Source organism: Enterococcus sp. AZ129 (assembly GCF_051714505.1).
Taxonomy (GTDB): domain Bacteria; phylum Bacillota; class Bacilli; order Lactobacillales; family Enterococcaceae; genus Enterococcus; species Enterococcus faecalis.
The window spans coordinates 1,448,852-1,468,067 of record NZ_JBIORY010000001.1; the positions used below are offsets into that span (position 1 = coordinate 1,448,852).

The following is a 19,216-nucleotide window of genomic DNA, read 5'->3' on the forward strand; positions in this document are numbered from 1 at the left end:
TCTTGGGCTCCTTTGCCGATTTGTTAAAACACGCCATTGTGTTTCTGATTCTTTGCCTTTATCTTACCTGTTTCCAAAAAACTTGTCAAAATTATTGAATAGTTTCCCAAACTTTATGTTGTTTCTGAAAATAGGAGACAATATCTGTTTCAAAAATTGTTTGTAAAAATTCTTTGGAAGCCAACGTTTGAAAATCACCTTGCGCGGCCACTTTCCCTTGCTTCATAAACACAATTTTTTCACTTAGCGTTAACGCTAAACGGATATCATGAAACACCCCGATTAACGTTTTCCCTTCTTGCGCACTCCACTCATTTAACTGCTGAATCAATTCTTGTTGATACCGAATATCCAAATGATTATTGGGTTCATCCAATAAAATAATTTCTGGATCTTGTACAAATAATTTAGCCAAAAATACTCGTTGTTGTTGTCCTCCTGAAAGCTGATTGACAACTTTATCTTTTAAAGGCAATAAACCCGTGCGTTCTAAATAATAAAGGACTCGTTCTTTTTCTTGTTTAGAAACAATAGGTAAAAAACGTTGTGCTTGTTGTCGATACGCCCCCATCAAAACTGTTTCGTAAACCGTATAATCAAAAGCAACTGTCGTGAATTGACTCATCATCGCTACTTTCGTTGCCAATTCCTTCCGCTTTTGTCCATGAACTTCTTGACCATCAATTAAAACAGAACCACTATAAGGGACAAGTCCGGCAATCGTTTTTAAAAGTGTCGTTTTACCGCAACCATTTGGACCTAAAATACAAGTTTTACTACCTGTCGGAAAAACGAGGGAAATATCTTTTAAAATGGGGGTTTGTTGGAGCGTTACAGCTGTTTTTTTTAATTCAATCATGCAGCAACGCCCCTTTTTTTAAAGTAAATATACAAGAAGAATGGCGCTCCAATCAAGGCTGTTACAGCCCCGATGGGAATTTCTCTTGGTGATAAAATCGTGCGGGCAATTGTGTCCCCTAGTACCATGATGGTCCCACCTAAGATTGCTGAACCGGGAATCAGCCAGCGATGAGTCGCCCCTAAATAGCGACGGACAATATGTGGTGCTATTAAATCAACAAAACCAATCACACCGACAAATGAAACCGCACTTCCTGCTAGTAAACTAGCCAAAAGAATAATGCGTAGTTTTGCTGTTTTGACTTCTACTCCCGCTAACATCGCATGTTCTTCTCCTAAACCGAGAACATCCAATGCGTTGGCATCAAACCAAAGAAACAGACTGCTGACAAGCAAGATTGGACAATAAATAGCAATTTTTTGCCAATTACTGCCAGAAAAACTACCCATTTGCCAAAAGACTAATTGTTTCAAATAATCTTGGAAAAGTGCTGTAATCAACGTCAAAATAGCACCGACAAACAAGGTCATAATCATTCCTACTAAAACAACTGTTTGATTGGACATTTGACTATCCATTGTTTGCGTAAATAACAAAACTAAAAAGACCGTTGCTAAGCCAAAGATAAAACCAGTTAAAGGCAATAAAAATGCCCCTAAGATCGAAGCAGTTACTCCAGTTACCATGATTAACGCAGCACCTAAGGATGCTCCCGCTGATACGCCCAAAGTATACGAAGAAGCTAAAGGATTACCTAAGAGCGATTGCATCACCGTGCCACTTACTGCTAAGCCTGCGCCCACGAGATAGGCCATCACGACACGCGGTAACCGAACATTCCAGATGATTCCTTCTAAAATCCCATCTTCTGAAACCGTCTTTTTCACTAAAATTTGAAGCAAATCCGTTAACGAAATCTGAACACTTCCAATTTTAATACCCAAAAAGAGCATGCTCATACTAATCAAGAGCATCAGTATGAGACACGTTTTTTTACTCATCTTTTAAATCCTTGTATTCCTCTGGATAAACAGCTTTTGCCATTTGTTTTAATGCTTTGGTAATGTGGTTATTTGGTAAAGAGCTAGACATGTTGTCAATTTCGAAAACTTCTTTGTTTTGAACTGCAGGAACGCTTTCCCAGTTTTTACGAGCTAAAATTTCTTTGGCGGGATCTTTCATATAGTTAACATTGGTTAAAATGACTTCTGGTTTTGCAGCAATGGCCGCTTCTTCTGTCACTGGTAACCAGCCTTTTTCATTTGCCAAAACATTTTTTGCCCCAATTGTTTCAATCATTTCATTTAAAAATGTCCCATTACCAAAACTATAAATGTCTGGTAAGGCAGCTACTTCAAACAAAACAGTTTTTGGTTTTTTAATGGTTTTACCAATTTTGGCTACTTCGTCGATTTCTTGATCCATTGTTTTGATTAACTTTTGTCCTTTTTCATGTTCAGATAAGCTATCCGCGATGAATTGGACGTCTTCTTTGATTGCTTTGATACTTGTACTAGTGGGGATGTTAACGACTGTAATTCCAGCATCTTCCACTTGTTTCCAAACACTTTCTGAGCTAGCTAAATTGATGTCATTCACATAAACAATTTGTGGTTTCAAGGCAATCAATTTTTCTGCATCGACAGCCATCATATCCATTTGTGGTAATTTTTTTAAATCAGTCATCATTGTGCTACTTTGAGTATCAACTGCGATTAATTGGTCGGTTTTACCTAAGTCTTCAATCACTTCTGTTGTTGATGGTACTAAGGAAATAATTTTGTTTGCTTCTTTGGGTAAAGTAATTTCTTTGCCGCTACGGTCTTTGGTTGGTAACGTTACTTCTGTTTTTTCAGAAGAGGTAGTTGCTTTCTTTTCCTGTTTACCACACCCTGCTAAGCCAAGTGTTGCTACTAAACCTAAAGTCATCATTGTTAAAGTAAATTTTTTCATTTTTTCATCCTCGCATTCGTCTATTTTATTTTGGGGAAAATTTTCTGAAATGAACCTCCTTTGTCTCAACGTCAAAACAATACAAAAAAACCACTTTTTTCTCCAATAGAAAAAAAGCAGTCACTTAACTATGCTAATGATATACTCAGCCAGTTATCTTCAAAGCCCCTTCTTTTTCCTACAAAAGAATGATTAGACTTATCAAGCCGGTATCCTGACTTAGCTTCTTCTTACTCCCAATCCTTCCAGAATAATCTGTGGTCTTATTGGTTTCATCCACCATACAGTAGGTAGGTCTGTAGAGGATTCGCACCTCTTTCCCTGACACTTCATAAGTACATATATATTGTATCTTCGTTGATAACTAATTTTCAAACCAGTGATTAGACGTCTTTGTCTAATGACACACATTTATTATAACGGTTATCAACCATTTGTCAACGCTTCCTCAAGCAAAAGAAAAACTTTTCTTGTTTTAGTTATTAGACGTTGTTCCGTTTTTCTATTCATGATAAAATAAATCCTAGTTTGAATAAGAAAGAGGTTAACTTGATGAAAATCGTCATTTTGTTACTTGTTGCCTATTTATTAGGTTCGATTCCCTCAGGTGTTTGGATTGGCAAACTTTTCTTTAAAAAAGATATACGCCAATTTGGGAGTGGGAATACAGGAACAACCAATACATTTCGTGTCTTAGGGAAACCTGCCGGAATTACGGTATTATTAATGGATATCTTGAAAGGAACGTTAGCCACTTCATTACCCTATTTGTTTGGTTTACAAGGCGTGAATCCGCTCTTCTTTGGGGTAGCAGCTGTTTTAGGGCATACCTTCCCTATTTTTGCCAATTTCAAAGGTGGTAAAGCCGTAGCCACTAGCGCTGGCATGTTATTAGCATACAGCCCCACATTTTTTATTTATTCTGCTCTTATTTTTGTGATTTGTCTGTATCTAACCAGTATGGTGAGTTTAACAAGTATGATTAGCGCTGTACTAATTACACTTTCTACTATTATTTTGCCTTTCACTGTACCAGCTATTTTACCAACATTTAACTGGTTATTAACCGTGATTGCGATTGCTTTGACTACTTTTATCTTTGTCCGTCATCGTGAAAACATTCAGCGAATTAAAAATGGAACAGAAAGTCGCCTTTCTTTTGGCTTACGTGCAAAAAAATAAAGAAAAAGGCTGTGAACAAATAATGTTCACAGCCTTTTTCTTTATTTTACACTAATCATATACTGTGTTTTAAATAGTTCGTTAGCTGGTAACTTATTGATGCCAAATTTTTCAGCAAGTTGGCCAGTTGCGTCGACAGCATCAGCAATCCCGCACCAAGGTTCGATACAGACAAAAGGCGCTTCTTTCGGTGTCGGTGACCAAATCCCCACAAAAGGCATTTCTGGATAACTCAAAGTGACTTGATGCTCACTTTCGTCTGTGGCAATTGTAATCGCTGTTTGACCTTTTGTTTCAAAAATCATTGCATCATTTTCAAATAATTGATGCGTTAAGTCAAAGCTGGTATTCGTTTGGGCTAGCGTTTTATTCGCTAAATCAATAAACGGGCCTGCTAAGGGAATTTGTGTCCGTGATTTTTTAGGTGAAAAACTTAGATAATAATCTTCAAACGTTAGTGAAGATTCTAAAGGTACATTAAAGGCTGGATGACCACCAATCCCAAAATACATCTCTTCTTTCCCTGTATTTTCTACTTGGTAGTTTACAGTCAATTCTTGGTGTTCTAATGTATAAGTAATCACTAGTTCAAAATCAAAAGGATACTTCTTCTTGGTTTCTTTTGTTGATTTTAGTGAAAAAGAAACTTCTTCTCCACCTTTTTCAATCACATCAAATACTTGATCACGAGCAAAACCATGTTGAGTTAAATGATACGCTTGATTTTGGTACATATACGTATCTTCTTTTAGACGACCGACAATCGGAAAAAGTACGGGCGCATGGCGGGCCCAAAATTCAGGATTTCCTTGCCAAATATATTCAATGCCGGTTTCTTTTGATTGTAAACTTACTAATTCTGCTCCTTCTTCAGCAAATGTTGCGATTAGAAATTCATTTTCAATTTGTACAGTCATTGCGTTGTCCTCCTAGTTGATACGAGCAATTGCTTATTTTTCCAACTCTTTAATAAATTGTTGATTTAATACTTTTAAATAAGTCCCTTTCATACCAAGAGAACGTGATTCAATAATTCCAGCTGATTCTAATTTTCTTAAGGCATTCACAATTACGGAACGAGTAATGCCTATTTCATCTGCAATACTTGAAGCAGTTAAACGACCTTCTTCGCCATCTAAGGCTTCAAAAATGGCATGGACGGCTTTTAATTCACTATAGGAAAGAGTGTTGATGGCCATTTGCACGGCAGTCGCACTGCGAACTTCTGCTTCAATTGTTCTGGATTGATGATACAAAATTTGCATGCCGACAACGGTCGCACTATATTCAGCTAACACTAAATCATCCTCGTTAAAGGATTTTTCAACACGCGCTAAAATAATCGTACCCAAGCGTTTGCCAGCACCGTACAAAGGCACAATAGTGGTTAACCCAAACGGATACAGCTCTCGTGATTCAAAAGGAAATGCAGTTAAATCACTGTCTATTGGAATATTGGCTTCGGTTACTTTGAGCATATCCACGGCCTCGGTGTATCCTTGAGGAAATTTTTTCTCTTTAAACATATTTTTGATACGGGCATTATTAACATCTAATTTTTCAGTATACCCTAACAAATCCCCTGAACTGCTAATAATATACGCATTACTTTCTAAAATATCCCCTAAAATCATTGCCATTTTGTTGTACGGAAGTTCTGCTTGTACGTCAAACAGATTATTTTTTTGCAAAAGCTCGTTCACTTGACGTGTTTTTTCTAATAATGTAGCCATCTTTTCTCCTCCAGCCTTTTTTATAAGATGTAACGACTTAAATCTTCATTTTGAACAATGTCATTCAATTTTTCATTGACATATGCTTCGGTAATCGTAATTTCACCCATTTGCATATCTGGTGCTTCATATAATAAATCTTCTAATAAACGTTCTAAAATTGTGTGTAAACGACGCGCCCCAATATTATCTGTATCACGGTTTACATCATAAGCGATGTGTGCTAACCGTTCAATTGCTTCTTTTGTAAAGATGACTGAAACATTTTCTGTGCCAATTAATGCTACATATTGTTTAATTAAAGCATTATTTGGCTCAGTTAAGATACTTACGAAGTCATCAGCCGTTAAATCATCTAATTCAACTCGAATTGGGAAGCGGCCTTGTAATTCTGGAATCAAGTCACTTGGTTTTGACAAGTGGAAAGCACCTGAAGCGATAAATAAAATGTGATCTGTTTGTAAAGGACCATACTTCGTGTTAACTTGGGAGCCTTCAACAATCGGCAAAATGTCTCTTTGTACTCCTTCACGAGAGACTTCGCCCGAATTTTGTTGGCTTTTAGAGGTGATTTTATCAATCTCATCGATAAAAATAATTCCGCTTGATTCAGCTAAACGAATCGCTTCACTATGAATATCAGCGTCATTGACAATTTTTGCTGATTCTTCTTTCACTAATAATTCTTGTGCTTCTTTCACCGTTACAGTACGTTCGATTTTTTTCTTTGGTGACAGAGCGCCTAACGTTTCATTTAAGTCGATGCCCATTTGTTCTAGGCCATTGTTCATAGCTGGCATCGTTTTTTTCGGTTCTTCAATTTCAATTGTTACTTCACGATTATCTAATAGACCTTTTTCTAGCTGTTCCAAAATTGTTCGGCGATTCGCTCGAATATCTTCCGTTACTTCTTCTTGTGCTTCTTGCTGTTGCTGAGCCATGTTAAACATGTTCATCATTTGTTCAAATTGATTACCGCCAGCCTGTTTTTGTTCTTTTTTAATTCCAGGCACTAATACTTTGACTAAACGTTGATTGGCCTTTTTTAACGCTTGCGCATACACGCGACTGTATTGTTGTTTTTCAACAATTTGGATCGCATTTTCTACTAAATCCCGAACCATTGATTCGACATCCCGACCGACATAGCCTACTTCTGTAAATTTGGTTGCTTCAACTTTTACAAAAGGCGCATTGACAATTTTTGCGAGACGACGAGCAATCTCAGTTTTACCAACACCTGTTGGTCCAATCATTAGTAAGTTTTTAGGCGTAATATCTTGTTGCATATTTTCTTCTAATTGCAAGCGACGATAGCGGTTACGTAAAGCTACCGCCACTGATTTTTTGGCAGCTTGCTGTCCAACAATATATTGATCTAGTTCTTTGACTATTTCTTTTGGTGTTTTGTTTAATTCATTCATGGATTTTCCCTCGCTTATAATTCTTCTACAATGATATTATGATTCGTAAATACACAGATATCTGCAGCAATATTTAAGGCATTTTTAGCAATCTCTTTCGCTGGCATTTCTTTATCGCCAAAGTTTTTCATGGCTCTTGCAGCGGACAAAGCAAAATTACCGCCAGAACCAATTGCTAAAATACCATCGTCTGGTGTAATGACTTCCCCAGTTCCTGAAACTAAGAGCATTTCTTCCTTATTCATCACAATCAGCATAGCTTCTAATTTTTGCATAGACTGTTGTGTACGCCACTCTTGGGCTAACTCAACCGCAGCTCTCGTTAAGTTTCCGTTGTATTCATTTAATTTTCCTTCAAACTTTTCTTCTAATGTAAAGGCATCTGCCACACTTCCTGCAAAACCGACAACGACTTCATCATTGTAAATACGGCGCACCTTTTTGGCCGTACCTTTCATAACGACAGATTCGCCCATTGTTACTTGGCCGTCACCAGCCATTGCAAATTTTCCATCTTTTTCGACTGCACAAATTGTTGTAGAGTGAAATTGTGATTCAACCATTATTGTTCCTCCTAGACGTTTACCTCCATTATGCACGAGGATGAAACGTTCGATAATTTTTTTGTAAACTTTCTTTTGTCACATGCGCATATATCTGAGTTGTTGATAAATTAGCATGTCCTAATAATTCTTGAACTGTCCGCATATCGGCGCCATTATTTAATAAGTGTGTCGCAAATGTATGGCGTAACATGTGGGGATGAATTTCCGCATTTAATGAACTTTTTTTAATTAGTTGGTTTAAGACATATTCAATCCCTGTTGGCGTGATTTGTTCACCATGATGATTAACAAAGACATACGGATGTTTTTTTTGATATTTTGTCATTAATAGCGCGCGGCCATTCTCTAAGTAATCCTTTAAGGCGTCTTGTGCAAATGAACCAAAAGGCACATAGCGATCTTTATTTCCTTTTCCGTGAACCAATAAAACAGAAGCTTGAAAGTCAACTGCGTCCACCGTTAAGTTCGCACATTCACTGACCCGAATACCAGTCCCATACAGAACTTCTAGCAACGCTTGATTTCTCAAATCAAGCGGTTGCTCCCCTTGTGCGCTCTCAAATAATGCATCCATTTCTTTTTCATAAAAAAAACGGGGCAACCGTAACTGTTTCTTTTTCATATGAACATAGGAAAAAGGATTCTCTTGGATTGCTTCATTTTTTAATAAGAATTGATAAAAAGAACGCAAACTGGCAATTTTTCGACTAATCGAATTGCGGCTATATTCCTGATCGTATAATTCGCTCAAATAAGCCCGAACATCCAAATGTTCCACAGTCAAATAATTGTCATTACCTGAAGTCTTTAAAAACGAAAAAAAATGTTGTATATCTTCTTGATATGCTTTTTTTGTTTTTTCTGAATAGCCTCTTTCGACAATAAGATAACGAGCAAATAACTCAGGCCAATTCTTTTCTTCCATGTGATAGCCCTCCTCATTCGATTACAAAGTAACTTTAGCATAACCTTTTTCAAAAGACAATTAAGTTGTCAGAATTTAATCAATATTTCTAAATATGTTCACAATTTTAACTATTCTTTAGCTTTTGTTATTTTTTTCTAAAAATTAAAAGACTGAGTATCATCGCATTTCTTAGCAATGATGCTCGGTCTTTTCTCATATTTTTTCTAATTTAGTCTAAAGATTGGATAACTTGAGCTTGGACATCTAAGGCCCGATTAGCAATTGCTTCATAGCGTTCTTTTTTGTCACGAATTCGTTCAGGTAACTCTGGGAAAAGCCCAAAGTTTGCATTCATTGGTTGGAAATGTTTGCCTTCTGCATGTGTAATATAATAAGCCATACTTCCTAAAGTCGTTTCGCGAGGGAATTCAATCGGCTCTTCCCCTTTGGCAAGACGAGCTGCGTTAATACCTGCGAGTAAACCACTTGCCGCGCTTTCAACATATCCTTCAACACCAGTCATTTGTCCAGCAAAAAACAGATCGTCACGTTTTTTTGATTGGTAGGTTGGTTTTAGCAACTCTGGAGAATTCATAAAACTATTACGGTGCATGACGCCATAGCGAACAAATTCAGCATTTTCTAATCCCGGAATCATACGGAATACTCGTTTTTGTTCACCCCATTTTAAATGCGTTTGGAAACCAACAATATTGTATAAAGAAGCTGCAGCATTGTCTTGACGTAATTGAATTACAGCATAAGGGCGTTTACCTGTTTTAGGGTCTTCTAGTCCGACAGGTTTCATTGGGCCAAACAACATGGTTTTAATGCCACGTTGCGCCATTACTTCGATGGGCATACAGCCTTCGAAAAACTTCTCTTTTTCAAACGTGCGTAAAGGAACCACTTCTGCATTGACTAGTGCTTCATGAAAAGCATTGAATTCTTCTTCAGTCATCGGACAGTTTAAGTAAGCCGCTTCTCCCTTGTTATAACGAGATTTTAAATAAACTTTATCCATGTCAATTGTTGATTTATCAATAATTGGTGCTGCTGCATCGTAAAAATAAAAGCCTTCAGAACCATTAAATTCTTGAATTTTTTGAGATAAGCTTTCAGAGGTTAAGGGCCCCGTTGCAATAATTACAATCCCTTCCGGAATATCAGTGATCTCTTCATTTTTGATTGTAATTAATGGATGACTTTTAATTTTTTCAGTGATTGTTTCAGAAAAAGAATCACGGTCAACTGCTAAGGCACCGCCAGCTGGTACAGCGGTTTGATCTGCACTACCAATAATGATTGAATTTAAACGGCGCATTTCTTCTTTCAAAACACCTACCGCATTGGTTAAACTATTTCCACGTAATGAATTAGAACAAACTAACTCTGCAAAATTTTCTGTTTGATGCGCTGGTGTCTTTTTGACAGGGCGCATTTCATATAAATCAACTGGTACGCCAGCATTGGCCACTTGCCATGCCGCTTCACTTCCGGCTAAACCGGCACCAATAATTGTGACTTTTTTTGTCATGTATAAAAATTCCTTTCTATGTCAAGAAGTTAAGAGCTGTCTCTTACAAACTCAATTCATTTTACTAAAAGAGAAGACCGAAGTAAATTCTTCGGTCTCAATTTTTCTTATTTTTGGACGTTTTCTTCATAATCGCCATTGATACAAACGACTTGTTTGCCGCCTTTAACTTTTTTCTCTACTAAATATTGCCCACATTTTGGACATGGTCGGCCTACTGGTTTGTCCCAAGAAGTGAAGTCACACTCTGGGTACCGACTACAGCCATAGAAAATCCGATTTTTCTTTGATTTGCGTTCGATAACTTGTCCTTCGTGACACACAGGACAAGTCACGCCAATTTCTTTAACGATCGCTTTTGTATTCCGACAATCTGGGAAATTACTACATGCATAAAATTTTCCGTAGCGACCCAGTTTAATCACCATTGGATGTCCACATAGTTCGCAGTCAAAGCCTGCTGGTTCATCTTTAATTTGGATTTTTTCAATCTTTTCTTCGGCATTTGTTAATTCTTTTTCGAAGGGCTTGTAGAAACGATCGACAACTTCAACCCATTTTTCTTGACCTTCACCGACTTTATCTAAGTCCGTTTCCATTGTCGCTGTAAAATGTGTATCGACAATTTGTGGGAAAAACTCTGAAACTAGGGAATTCACAATTTCACCTAATTCCGTTGGTTCAAACCGTTTATTGGTTAGCTTCACGTAATAACGCCGTTGAATGGTTTCTAATGTTGGCGCATATGTTGATGGTCGGCCCACACCATTTTCTTCTAAAGTCCGGATTAACGTGGCTTCACTAAAACGAGCCGGTGGTTGAGTAAAGTGTTGTTTCGGTTCGATATCGACCGATTTAACAACGTCACCTTCCACTAATTCAGGTAAAATATTTTCCTTGTCTTCTTTACCATCATCGCGTCCTTCAACATATACTTGCATAAACCCTTTAAATTTCACTTTAGAGCCATTGGCAATAAACGTTACGCCGTTTTGTTGAAGCGTGACCTTCATGGTATCTAAAATCGCTGGTGTCATTTGACTAGCTACAAAGCGCGACCAAATAAGAGTATATAATTTTAATTGATCTTTATCTAAATACTTCTTCATTTCATCGGGTGTTCTTAAAACGCTTGACGGACGAACCGCTTCATGGGCATCTTGTGCACCTTGCGTATTTTTTGCTTTGCGGCCGCCATGTGCTGAGAACTCATCTCCGTAGGTCTTTTCAATGAATTCAGCAGCTTCTGCTTTGGCGGAATCGGCAATTCTGGTTGAGTCTGTACGCATGTAGGTAATCAGCCCCACAGTGCCTTGTTTCCCTAAAGCAATTCCCTCATACAATTGTTGCGCAACCATCATGGTTTTACGGGTACGGAAATTTAATTTACGTGCCGCTTCTTGTTGTAAACTACTGGTTGTAAAAGGTAACGCAGGATTACGTTTCCGTTCTTTTTTCTCAACTTTTGTAACATCGTAATCTTTACCGTCAATCCGAGAAGTGATTTCTTTCACCGCTTCTGCATTTGGTAATTTTTTCTTTTTACCATCTACGCCCCAGAAATTTGCTTTGAATTTCTTGCGACCTTTTTGGAAATTCCCATCAATGCTCCAATATTCTTCAGGTTTAAATTCTCGAATTTCATTTTCTCGATCAATAATCATTTTTAAAGCAACAGATTGCACACGACCAGCACTCAAACCTTTTTTGACTTTACGCCATAAAATAGGACTAATCGAGTATCCAACTAAACGGTCTAAAATGCGCCGTGCTTGTTGTGCATCAACTAAATCAACGTTGATGGTTCTAGGTTCTTTAAATGCCGCTTTTACCGCTTCTTTAGTGATCTCGTTGAATACCACGCGGTTTTTATCTTTTAAATCAAGGCCAAGAAGATAAGCTAAATGCCAAGCAATTGCTTCACCTTCTCGGTCCGGATCGGCTGCGAGATAGACTTTTTCCGCTTTTTTTGCAGCCGCTTTTAAACTTTTGATGACATCGCCTTTTCCGCGAATCGAAATATAATGAGGTTCATAATTATTTTCAATATCAATCCCCATTTTACTTTTTGGTAAATCGCGAATGTGACCAACACTGGCAACCACCTTGTAGTTTCTTCCTAGATATTTTTCAATTGTTTTGGCTTTGGCAGGTGATTCTACAATCACGAGATACTTATAGGCCATTCAATTAGCTCCTTTCGCGTTCGCTTTCCTACTATATAATATATGTAAAAAACGCACAAATCGTAATACATCATATGCTATATAGAATAGGTTTGTCAAGACTAGGCTTTATAACATTTCTGTCATTTCTGTTTGACTGTCCGAATTTATAAATAAAAAATGCCTATGATTTATAGATTTTATCCTAAAGCATTAAAATACCCAAAACATTCCAAATAAAATGAGTCAAGACAGCAGCTTCAAAGCGACCCGTGCGTAGATAGACCCAACTTAAAGCTAAACCCATGCCCCAATAAATAATAAAACTACCTATATCTGTGGGCGTGTGCACAAGTGCAAATAAAATAGAAGAAACGAGTATTCCTATTTTTGAAGCTGGCTTGAAAAACGCTTGAATCCCGACACGAAAAATTCCCTCTTCGAAAATTGGCCCAATCACACCTGCAAAAATAAGTATAAGCCCTTTAGGAATAGATTGGACAATTTCTTCAACACTTTGTTGGTTAGAGGTCGTCTCTAGTCCTTCCAGACGTAATAAGAAATCACCAAATATTCCCACACAAAAGATTATCACCAAACCTAACAAGACCACTGGCAAGGTTTCTTTGATTCCTAAAAAAGTCCAAGTTATGAGCTTTTTCTTTTTCAAAAAAGCAACAAATAGATAGACGAAATAGGCACCAAGTCCAACAGCCACTAATCCACTAACAAAGCGAAACCAAAAATTTTCTGTAGAAACTTGAACAACTGAGACCATCATCAAAGGAATTTGATCCAAAATCAAAAAGCCCAGTAGCTGCATACCAAACAACCATCTTTTTCTAACAACCGTTTCCATTTAGACACTCCTAACTACCAACCAAAAGATTAAAATCTGATTAAATAGTACCGAAGTGAACGTAGGTTGTCAATTCACAATTAGTAAAAGTCACAATTCTTCACAAATATCATCAATTGTCTGAACACATTTAGCGCCGTCCTGAATTAATTCATGGCAGCCTGTTGAAAAAGACTGGAAAATACTTCCCGGTACGGCAAATACCTCGCGCCCGTAATCCATCGCCGCTTGTGCAGTAATTAAAGAGCCACTATTCTTACGAGCTTCCATCACGCAGACCCCTAAAGATAATCCAGCAATAATGCGATTACGTGCAGGAAAATGATATTTTTTCGGCCCACTCCCATTCACATATTCTGTTAAAACAAGCTGATTCTGCTTCATAGTTTGCTGTAATTCTTTCTTTTCATACGGATAATATACATCTAATCCAGTGCCTAAAATTCCAATTGTCTGGCCCCCGTTCTGGATGGCCATCTCATGGCTACGACTATCGATACCTTTGGCAAGACCGCTGACGATTGTGAATCCTTCTTTGACTATTTTAGGAACCAGAGCTTCAGTCACTCTTAACCCATACGAAGTGGCATAGCGAGCGCCGACGATGCCAATTTTCCTTCTGCTTAACAATTGTAAATTTCCTCTATAAAAAAGAATTGCTGGTGGATTATAAATTTCTCGTAATAATTTAGGATAGACGGCATCTAAAATTGTCATAAATTGGTGTTGGCATTGTCGTATATATAACGCTTCACTATGAATCGTATGGTGTAACCAAGATTGTTCAAATAATTCACGATATTTCTTGATTTCAGCGATTCTAATAATTTCTGTACTGGAAAAATCAACACGCTTTTGTGCGATAGCTTCTTGTAACACTTTTAAGATACCTAAATTGCCAATTCCTTGGCATACCGCTAATTTAAATAATAATTGTCGTTGTAAAATTTCCAACAAAAAACACCTCTTTCACATCTTCTTAAAATAAGAATACGTAAAAAAAGTGTTTTATTTTTAAATCATATCTTTTATTGGCGCAAACGTACGTCGATGAATGGGTGTTACACCGTATTTTTCTAACCCGAGAAGATGTTCTTTTGTTCCATAGCCTGCATTGTTTTTAAATCCATATCCAGGATATAATTCATCATATTCTTCCATTAATCGATCTCTTGTTACTTTTGCAATAATACTGGCTGCTGCAATCGAAATGGAGCGTGCATCCCCTTTAATCAAACTTTCTTGTGGTTGGGGAACGTCTAACTGCATTGCATCAATTAATAAATAATCTGGTGCAAAAGCTAAATCGTCAATTGCCATTTTCATCGCTTGTTTAGTTGCTTGATAAATATTAATTTGATCAATGACTCCTTGATCAGCGATACCTAACCCGATAGCGACAGCCTGTTCTTGAATCTGGTTATATAACGTTTCCCGTTTTTTAGCAGATAGTTTTTTTGAATCATTTAAGCCTAATAATTGACAATCTTTCGGCAAAATAACTGCAGCTGTCACAACAGGACCAGCTAATGGTCCGCGGCCTACTTCATCAATTCCTGCAATTAAACGATGGCCTTTTTTATAGGCCGCTTCCTCAAATTGACTCATTTCTTTAAAAAGTTGCCACTCTTTTTCTTTGGCTAACTGGCGACGTTCCCATTGTTTGATAGCTTGTTGCACTCCTGAACGTTCATCTTCTCGCCAGCTTGCTAATCGTTCATCGGTTGCATCAGTGACAGTTAGCAACGCTTCTTTGATTGCCTGAATTGACTCTTTTGCCATGTTATTCGTCTCCTAGTTCTTCCCAGCGGTCCAAAGTATACGTACCTAATTTTCCACTGCGAATTTCTAAAATAATCATTTCGCTGGCTCGATTATAATCATCTCTAAAACCACGTTTTTGGCTAATTAACATCAACTGTTCTGGAGCAGGTAAAAATAGCTCTTCCTCTGTTAAACCATATCGTTCTGTCAAACGTTGCGGATAAAAACGTGCAAAAAATTCTAATCCATAAATCGCCAAATCATCTAGATGCAATAATTGATCTTTTATAGCGCCAGTTAAAGCTAATTTTTTTCCAATTTCTTCATCTTCAAATTTTGGCCAGAGAATTCCTGGTGTATCCAGTAATTCCAATTGGGAACCAGAGCGTAACCATTGTTGTCCTTTTGTCACGCCTGGCTTGTTCCCAGTTTGCGCAATTTTTTTTCCGACTAAACGATTCATTAAGGTTGACTTACCAACATTGGGGATCCCAATACACATGGCGCGAATCGCACGCGGTTTCAAGCCTTTCGCCTGTTCACGAGCCAATTTTTCTTTTAACGCTTCCTTGGCTGCTGGCACAATTTTATTGATTCCTTTATTTTGTTGGGCATTGATGACTAGGGTTTGGTACCCTTTCTTTTGAAAGTAATGTTGCCATTTTTTATTTTGGTCGTTATCTGCTAAGTCCCCTTTATTTAAAAGGACTAATCGTGGTTTTTGTTGGACAATTTGATCCATCATTGGGTTACGGGAAGAAAGCGGTAACCGCGCATCAACTAGTTCAAATACAATATCGACATATTTGATTTTTTCAGAAACTTCTCTTCTTGCTTTGGCCATATGGCCGGGAAACCATTGAATGGTCATAATCTGTTCAAATCCCTTCTTTAACACATTGTTTCTTTGATTCAATTCTTCAACGAGTCCTGTGTTCCGCGTAGATTCTTGCGAAAAAACACCTTCTCTAGTTTAACATATTTTTCACGGATTTGATTTATTTTCTGTAGTGTTCTTTAAAAAACAAAAAAGCTGAGACAAACTCACTTTGGATTTTGTCTCAGCCTTGTACACTGGCAAAGTATAGAAAGAAGTAGGTCAAGCTCTTCTCAAGCCCGACTCAAGAGTATTTCTGTTTTTACTCGTTATTTGGCATGAAGTAAATTTTCTTTACAATGAATTAACTCTGTTAAAAACTGACAGTATGGTGTAGCAATCCCATAGACTTTCCCTTTGCGAACAATTGCTCCATTGATATAATCAATTTCGGTTAAACGATGATTGGTTATTAAGTCCTGATACATCGATGGATGGTGCAGACCAATTGTTTCTCGATTATAACACGAGCGGATTTGTTGAAGGACTGCTTGTTTATCTAACGTAACTTGTTCCGCTTCAGCGACTGCTAAAAATTCATTAACTATTTGTTGAACAATTAGATCTGCTTGCTCTGTTTCGCCAAAGTCTGCCATATTACAATCCAACAAAGTACATAAACCATTCATTGTTCCATTTACGCAAGCCTTCTTATAAATGGAGGATAAAATATTCTCAGAATAACGTGCATTTAAGCCAGCGTTATTTAATACCTTAATGACTGCTTCTGCTGCTTGTTCACTTTGCGCTCCTAAATTTTGTAAATCAATCGAACCATTGCCAAATAATTTTACTTTGCCCGGTCCTTCTAACCCAGCGGTCCACATTGTGTTTCCTAATAAAATATTTTCGTATGGCACGTATTTTTTGATAATATCTTCGTGCCCAATTCCATTTAACAAGCATAAAACTTTCGTATTTTTATTAAGGAAATGTTCTAATGCTTCAAGCATTCCTTCCAGTTGCATTGCTTTTGTAAATAGAATAACTAAGTCTGCTGTAAAATCGATGCTTGCTACTTCTGTCTGAGGATAGATAGGAATTTTAGCGGTCACCACTTCGCCATTAAAATCAGCAACTAACCCGTTTTTTCTTATTGCTTCAATATGTTCTGGCCAACCATCGACAAAAATAACATCATTTCCTGCTTGATGTAACATTAGTCCAAAGCGACTGCCCATAGCGCCAGCACCTGCGATAATAATCTTCATTTCTTTTCCTCCGTTCAATTTTTTATTTTTAGGTAAAAATCTGCTAAGAAAATCTCTATCTCTTACTTTTATTGCAATAAAAAGGCAAAACATATGTTATATTATAAGTGATCTATTTGTTATTTTTTATCCAAGCGCATTTATGTAAGCGCTTTTAAAAAGAAGGGGAGTTTCTGATGAATATTCAGCTTTTAAAGTACTTCATTGAAATTGTTAATACCCGCAGTTTATCGGCGGCCGCTCGCAATTTATTTGTCACCCAACCAACACTTTCTTTAGCATTGAAAAAAATGGAATCTGAGTTAGGCACAGCGTTGTTTGATCATTCTGATCAACCGTTTCAATTAACCGATACAGGTCTTTATTTATATGAACATGGCCAAGAAGTTGTTTTTCAATTCGATCAATTGGTAACAGATATTCGTGAAATGAACCAGAAACCAGTTAAAAAGCAATTGCGTTTAGGCTTAACTACTTTATTTGCTGTACAATTTATGAAAGAAATTTCACGATTTTTAACAACCCATCCACATGTGAATTTAATATTACAGCAAGATGGCTCGCCAAAATTACAAACGATGTTAGCAAATAAAGAAATTGATATGGGACTAATTTCTTTCCCAAATACCTTACCTGAAATTATTCATATTGAACCTTTAGAAACGACTACCAAAGGCTACCATGTTTATGTCGTGGTACCAGAATCAAATCCTCTCTCCCAATATGAAAAATTAACTTTTAAAGATTTGAAAGATCAACGATTTTCATCGTTAAGTGATAATTTTATGATTGGTCGCCTACTACTAGATCGGACTCGGAGCTTCGGTTATGAGCCGAATATCATTTTGCATAACGATGATTTACAAGTACTTCTTTATAGTTTACAAAAAAATAATTCGATTTGTTTGCTGCCGATTGAATATTATGAAGTGGGAAAAAGTCAGGGACTGAAATGGATTCCTTTAAAAGATAAGTTTGACTATTTCCCCATCGGCATTGCTTTGCGCCGCGATTTTAGTATGACAGAAGATGTTAGAGATTTTATCCAAATCATTAAAGAAAATTAATGGATAGCCTAGCCTTGATAAGCAAAGACGACTTTACTATCATAAAGTTTCAACACTTTTTCAAATAAGAATTTTGAGAATAAACCCGCGACAATTGGAACAACAAACCAAGAAAAGAGTAAGGGTAAGATCCCTAAGCCCGCATCCAATGAAGCAAGTGGCCCCACGAGTCCAACCAAGCCAAATCCAGCCGATTGTGGGGTTCCTGAAATGTTGAATAGAACCACAGGAATTGCTGAAATAGTCGCTGTAAATAAACAAGGAATTAAAATAATAGGGTATTTAAATAAGTTAGGCATCATCATTTTCATACCGCCCAAAGAGACAGCCAGTGTCACTCCCGATTGGTTGACATTCCAAGAATTAATCACAAGAACAACAGTTGTGGCTGCAATTCCCATTGCGGCAGCACCTGCAGACAAGCCATTCAACTGAATCGCCAAACCGATTGCCACAGTAGTGATTGGTGAAATAATCAGTGCAGCAAATGAACAAGCAATTAAAATACTCATGATAATTGGCTGGAAATCAGTAAAATTGTTAATCACTTTCCCAATGGCAACCGTGATCTGTGTCACATATGGGTAAATCAACATGCCAAACAAGCCTGCACCTACTCCAACAACGATCGGTAAAGCAATGATTTCCACTGAACCGAATTTTTTATCAATGACTAATAAAAGTAAGACTGCAACAGAAGCGGTAATCATAATATTAATGATGTCACCAGTACCTGCACCAATAAAGCCTTTCACTTCTGAATTAAATTTAATCACGCCAGAGCCAGCAAATGCTGCACCGCCAGCAATCATCATTTTCTGTGGCGTTAAGCCAAATTGAAAAGCAATCAGTCCACCAATAATTAAAGGGGTGGCTAGTTGGAAAATTTGCGCCGCATGAATAATCATTTCGATAATCTTGTATTCTGCAAAATATTTTAAAATGGCTCCTAATACAGCATTGGGAATTAAGGCGATAATGGTGCCGGAAGCTGTTCCAGCTAACACTTTGTTAAAAAATATTCTTGGGGTTAATTGAGCATCCAGTTTATCAGTGGGCATTTTCAACACTCCTATTGATTATTTTTGTTTTTTTTAAACAAGTTTGAG

18 protein-coding genes and 1 riboswitch are annotated in these 19,216 nt (G+C 37.3%); of the genes, 2 read left to right on the forward strand and 16 right to left on the reverse strand.

Annotated elements, in window-relative coordinates; genetic code table 11:
• Window positions 1–91: 91 nt before the first annotated feature.
• From IGJ90_RS07160 to IGJ90_RS07170, 3 genes are read right to left on the reverse strand one after another with little or no spacing between them, the layout of a single operon-like run.
• Entirely contained in the window at window positions 92–859 is a 768-nt protein-coding gene (locus tag IGJ90_RS07160; RefSeq protein ID WP_002357498.1) for an ABC transporter ATP-binding protein, read from the reverse strand.
• The gene (locus tag IGJ90_RS07165) at window positions 856–1,863 is read right to left on the reverse strand and encodes a FecCD family ABC transporter permease (RefSeq protein ID WP_002360246.1); all 1,008 of its coding nucleotides are present in this window, start codon (window positions 1,861–1,863) and stop codon (window positions 856–858) included. The genes IGJ90_RS07160 and IGJ90_RS07165 overlap by 4 nt, the downstream gene beginning before the upstream one ends.
• Window positions 1,856–2,884: an ABC transporter substrate-binding protein gene (locus IGJ90_RS07170; protein WP_002396310.1), complete on the reverse strand. Its 1,029-nt coding sequence runs from the start codon at window positions 2,882–2,884 to the stop codon at window positions 1,856–1,858. Before IGJ90_RS07170 ends, IGJ90_RS07165 begins: the two co-directional genes overlap by 8 nt.
• A 118-nt stretch (window positions 2,885–3,002) precedes the next feature.
• A riboswitch (cobalamin riboswitch) is annotated at window positions 3,003–3,162 on the reverse strand.
• A 205-nt stretch (window positions 3,163–3,367) separates the two neighbouring features.
• Here IGJ90_RS07170 and plsY point away from each other — a divergent pair.
• Entirely contained in the window at window positions 3,368–3,997 is a 630-nt protein-coding gene (plsY, locus tag IGJ90_RS07175) for a glycerol-3-phosphate 1-O-acyltransferase PlsY (protein WP_002360243.1), read from the forward strand.
• Between the two features lie 41 nt (window positions 3,998–4,038).
• On the opposite strand, the gene IGJ90_RS07180 is transcribed toward plsY, so the two are convergent.
• The 12 genes from IGJ90_RS07180 to IGJ90_RS07235 form a co-directional block, all read right to left on the reverse strand.
• A complete protein-coding gene (locus IGJ90_RS07180) occupies window positions 4,039–4,914 on the reverse strand; it encodes an aldose 1-epimerase family protein (RefSeq protein ID WP_002366730.1) in 876 nt (291 codons plus the stop codon).
• Between the two features lie 33 nt (window positions 4,915–4,947).
• Window positions 4,948–5,730 carry a GTP-sensing pleiotropic transcriptional regulator CodY gene (codY, locus tag IGJ90_RS07185; RefSeq protein WP_002357492.1) on the reverse strand — a complete coding sequence of 261 codons (783 nt, stop codon included), beginning with the start codon at window positions 5,728–5,730 and terminating at the stop codon, window positions 4,948–4,950.
• A gap of 20 nt (window positions 5,731–5,750) precedes the next feature.
• Window positions 5,751–7,154: an ATP-dependent protease ATPase subunit HslU gene (gene hslU, locus IGJ90_RS07190; protein ID WP_002366731.1), complete on the reverse strand. Its 1,404-nt coding sequence runs from the start codon at window positions 7,152–7,154 to the stop codon at window positions 5,751–5,753.
• Between the two features lie 14 nt (window positions 7,155–7,168).
• On the reverse strand, window positions 7,169–7,717 hold the full coding sequence (hslV, locus tag IGJ90_RS07195) for an HslVU peptidase proteolytic subunit (RefSeq protein ID WP_002357489.1): 549 nt from the start codon (window positions 7,715–7,717) through the stop codon (window positions 7,169–7,171).
• Between the two features lie 28 nt (window positions 7,718–7,745).
• Entirely contained in the window at window positions 7,746–8,645 is a 900-nt protein-coding gene (gene xerC / locus IGJ90_RS07200; protein WP_002357488.1) for a tyrosine recombinase XerC, read from the reverse strand.
• A 211-nt stretch (window positions 8,646–8,856) separates the two neighbouring features.
• Window positions 8,857–10,164, reverse strand: coding sequence for an FADH(2)-oxidizing methylenetetrahydrofolate--tRNA-(uracil(54)-C(5))-methyltransferase TrmFO (gene trmFO, locus IGJ90_RS07205; protein WP_002357486.1), 1,308 nt, complete (start codon window positions 10,162–10,164; stop codon window positions 8,857–8,859).
• A 107-nt stretch (window positions 10,165–10,271) separates the two neighbouring features.
• Entirely contained in the window at window positions 10,272–12,350 is a 2,079-nt protein-coding gene (topA, locus tag IGJ90_RS07210; RefSeq protein WP_002357484.1) for a type I DNA topoisomerase, read from the reverse strand.
• A gap of 184 nt (window positions 12,351–12,534) precedes the next feature.
• Entirely contained in the window at window positions 12,535–13,188 is a 654-nt protein-coding gene (locus IGJ90_RS07215) for a CPBP family intramembrane glutamic endopeptidase (protein WP_002366732.1), read from the reverse strand.
• 90 nt (window positions 13,189–13,278) lie between these two features.
• Window positions 13,279–14,142 (reverse strand): DNA-processing protein DprA, encoded by an 864-nt coding sequence (gene dprA / locus IGJ90_RS07220; RefSeq protein ID WP_002382350.1) that lies wholly within the window; start codon window positions 14,140–14,142, stop codon window positions 13,279–13,281.
• Between the two features lie 60 nt (window positions 14,143–14,202).
• The gene (locus IGJ90_RS07225; RefSeq protein WP_002357481.1) at window positions 14,203–14,970 is read right to left on the reverse strand and encodes a ribonuclease HII; all 768 of its coding nucleotides are present in this window, start codon (window positions 14,968–14,970) and stop codon (window positions 14,203–14,205) included.
• A 1-nt stretch (window position 14,971) separates the two neighbouring features.
• Complete coding sequence (gene ylqF / locus IGJ90_RS07230; RefSeq protein WP_002357480.1) at window positions 14,972–15,823, reverse strand: ribosome biogenesis GTPase YlqF; 852 nt, start codon at window positions 15,821–15,823, stop codon at window positions 14,972–14,974.
• Window positions 15,824–16,098: 275 nt separating this feature from the next.
• Complete coding sequence (locus tag IGJ90_RS07235) at window positions 16,099–17,040, reverse strand: 2-dehydropantoate 2-reductase (RefSeq protein ID WP_438767869.1); 942 nt, start codon at window positions 17,038–17,040, stop codon at window positions 16,099–16,101.
• A 176-nt stretch (window positions 17,041–17,216) separates the two neighbouring features.
• Between IGJ90_RS07235 and IGJ90_RS07240 the strand changes: the two genes are divergently transcribed.
• On the forward strand, window positions 17,217–18,107 hold the full coding sequence (locus IGJ90_RS07240; RefSeq protein ID WP_002365698.1) for a LysR family transcriptional regulator: 891 nt from the start codon (window positions 17,217–17,219) through the stop codon (window positions 18,105–18,107).
• 8 nt (window positions 18,108–18,115) lie between these two features.
• On the opposite strand, the gene IGJ90_RS07245 is transcribed toward IGJ90_RS07240, so the two are convergent.
• Entirely contained in the window at window positions 18,116–19,168 is a 1,053-nt protein-coding gene (locus tag IGJ90_RS07245) for a PTS sugar transporter subunit IIC (RefSeq protein WP_002384478.1), read from the reverse strand.
• Between the last annotated feature and the right edge of the window lie 48 nt (window positions 19,169–19,216).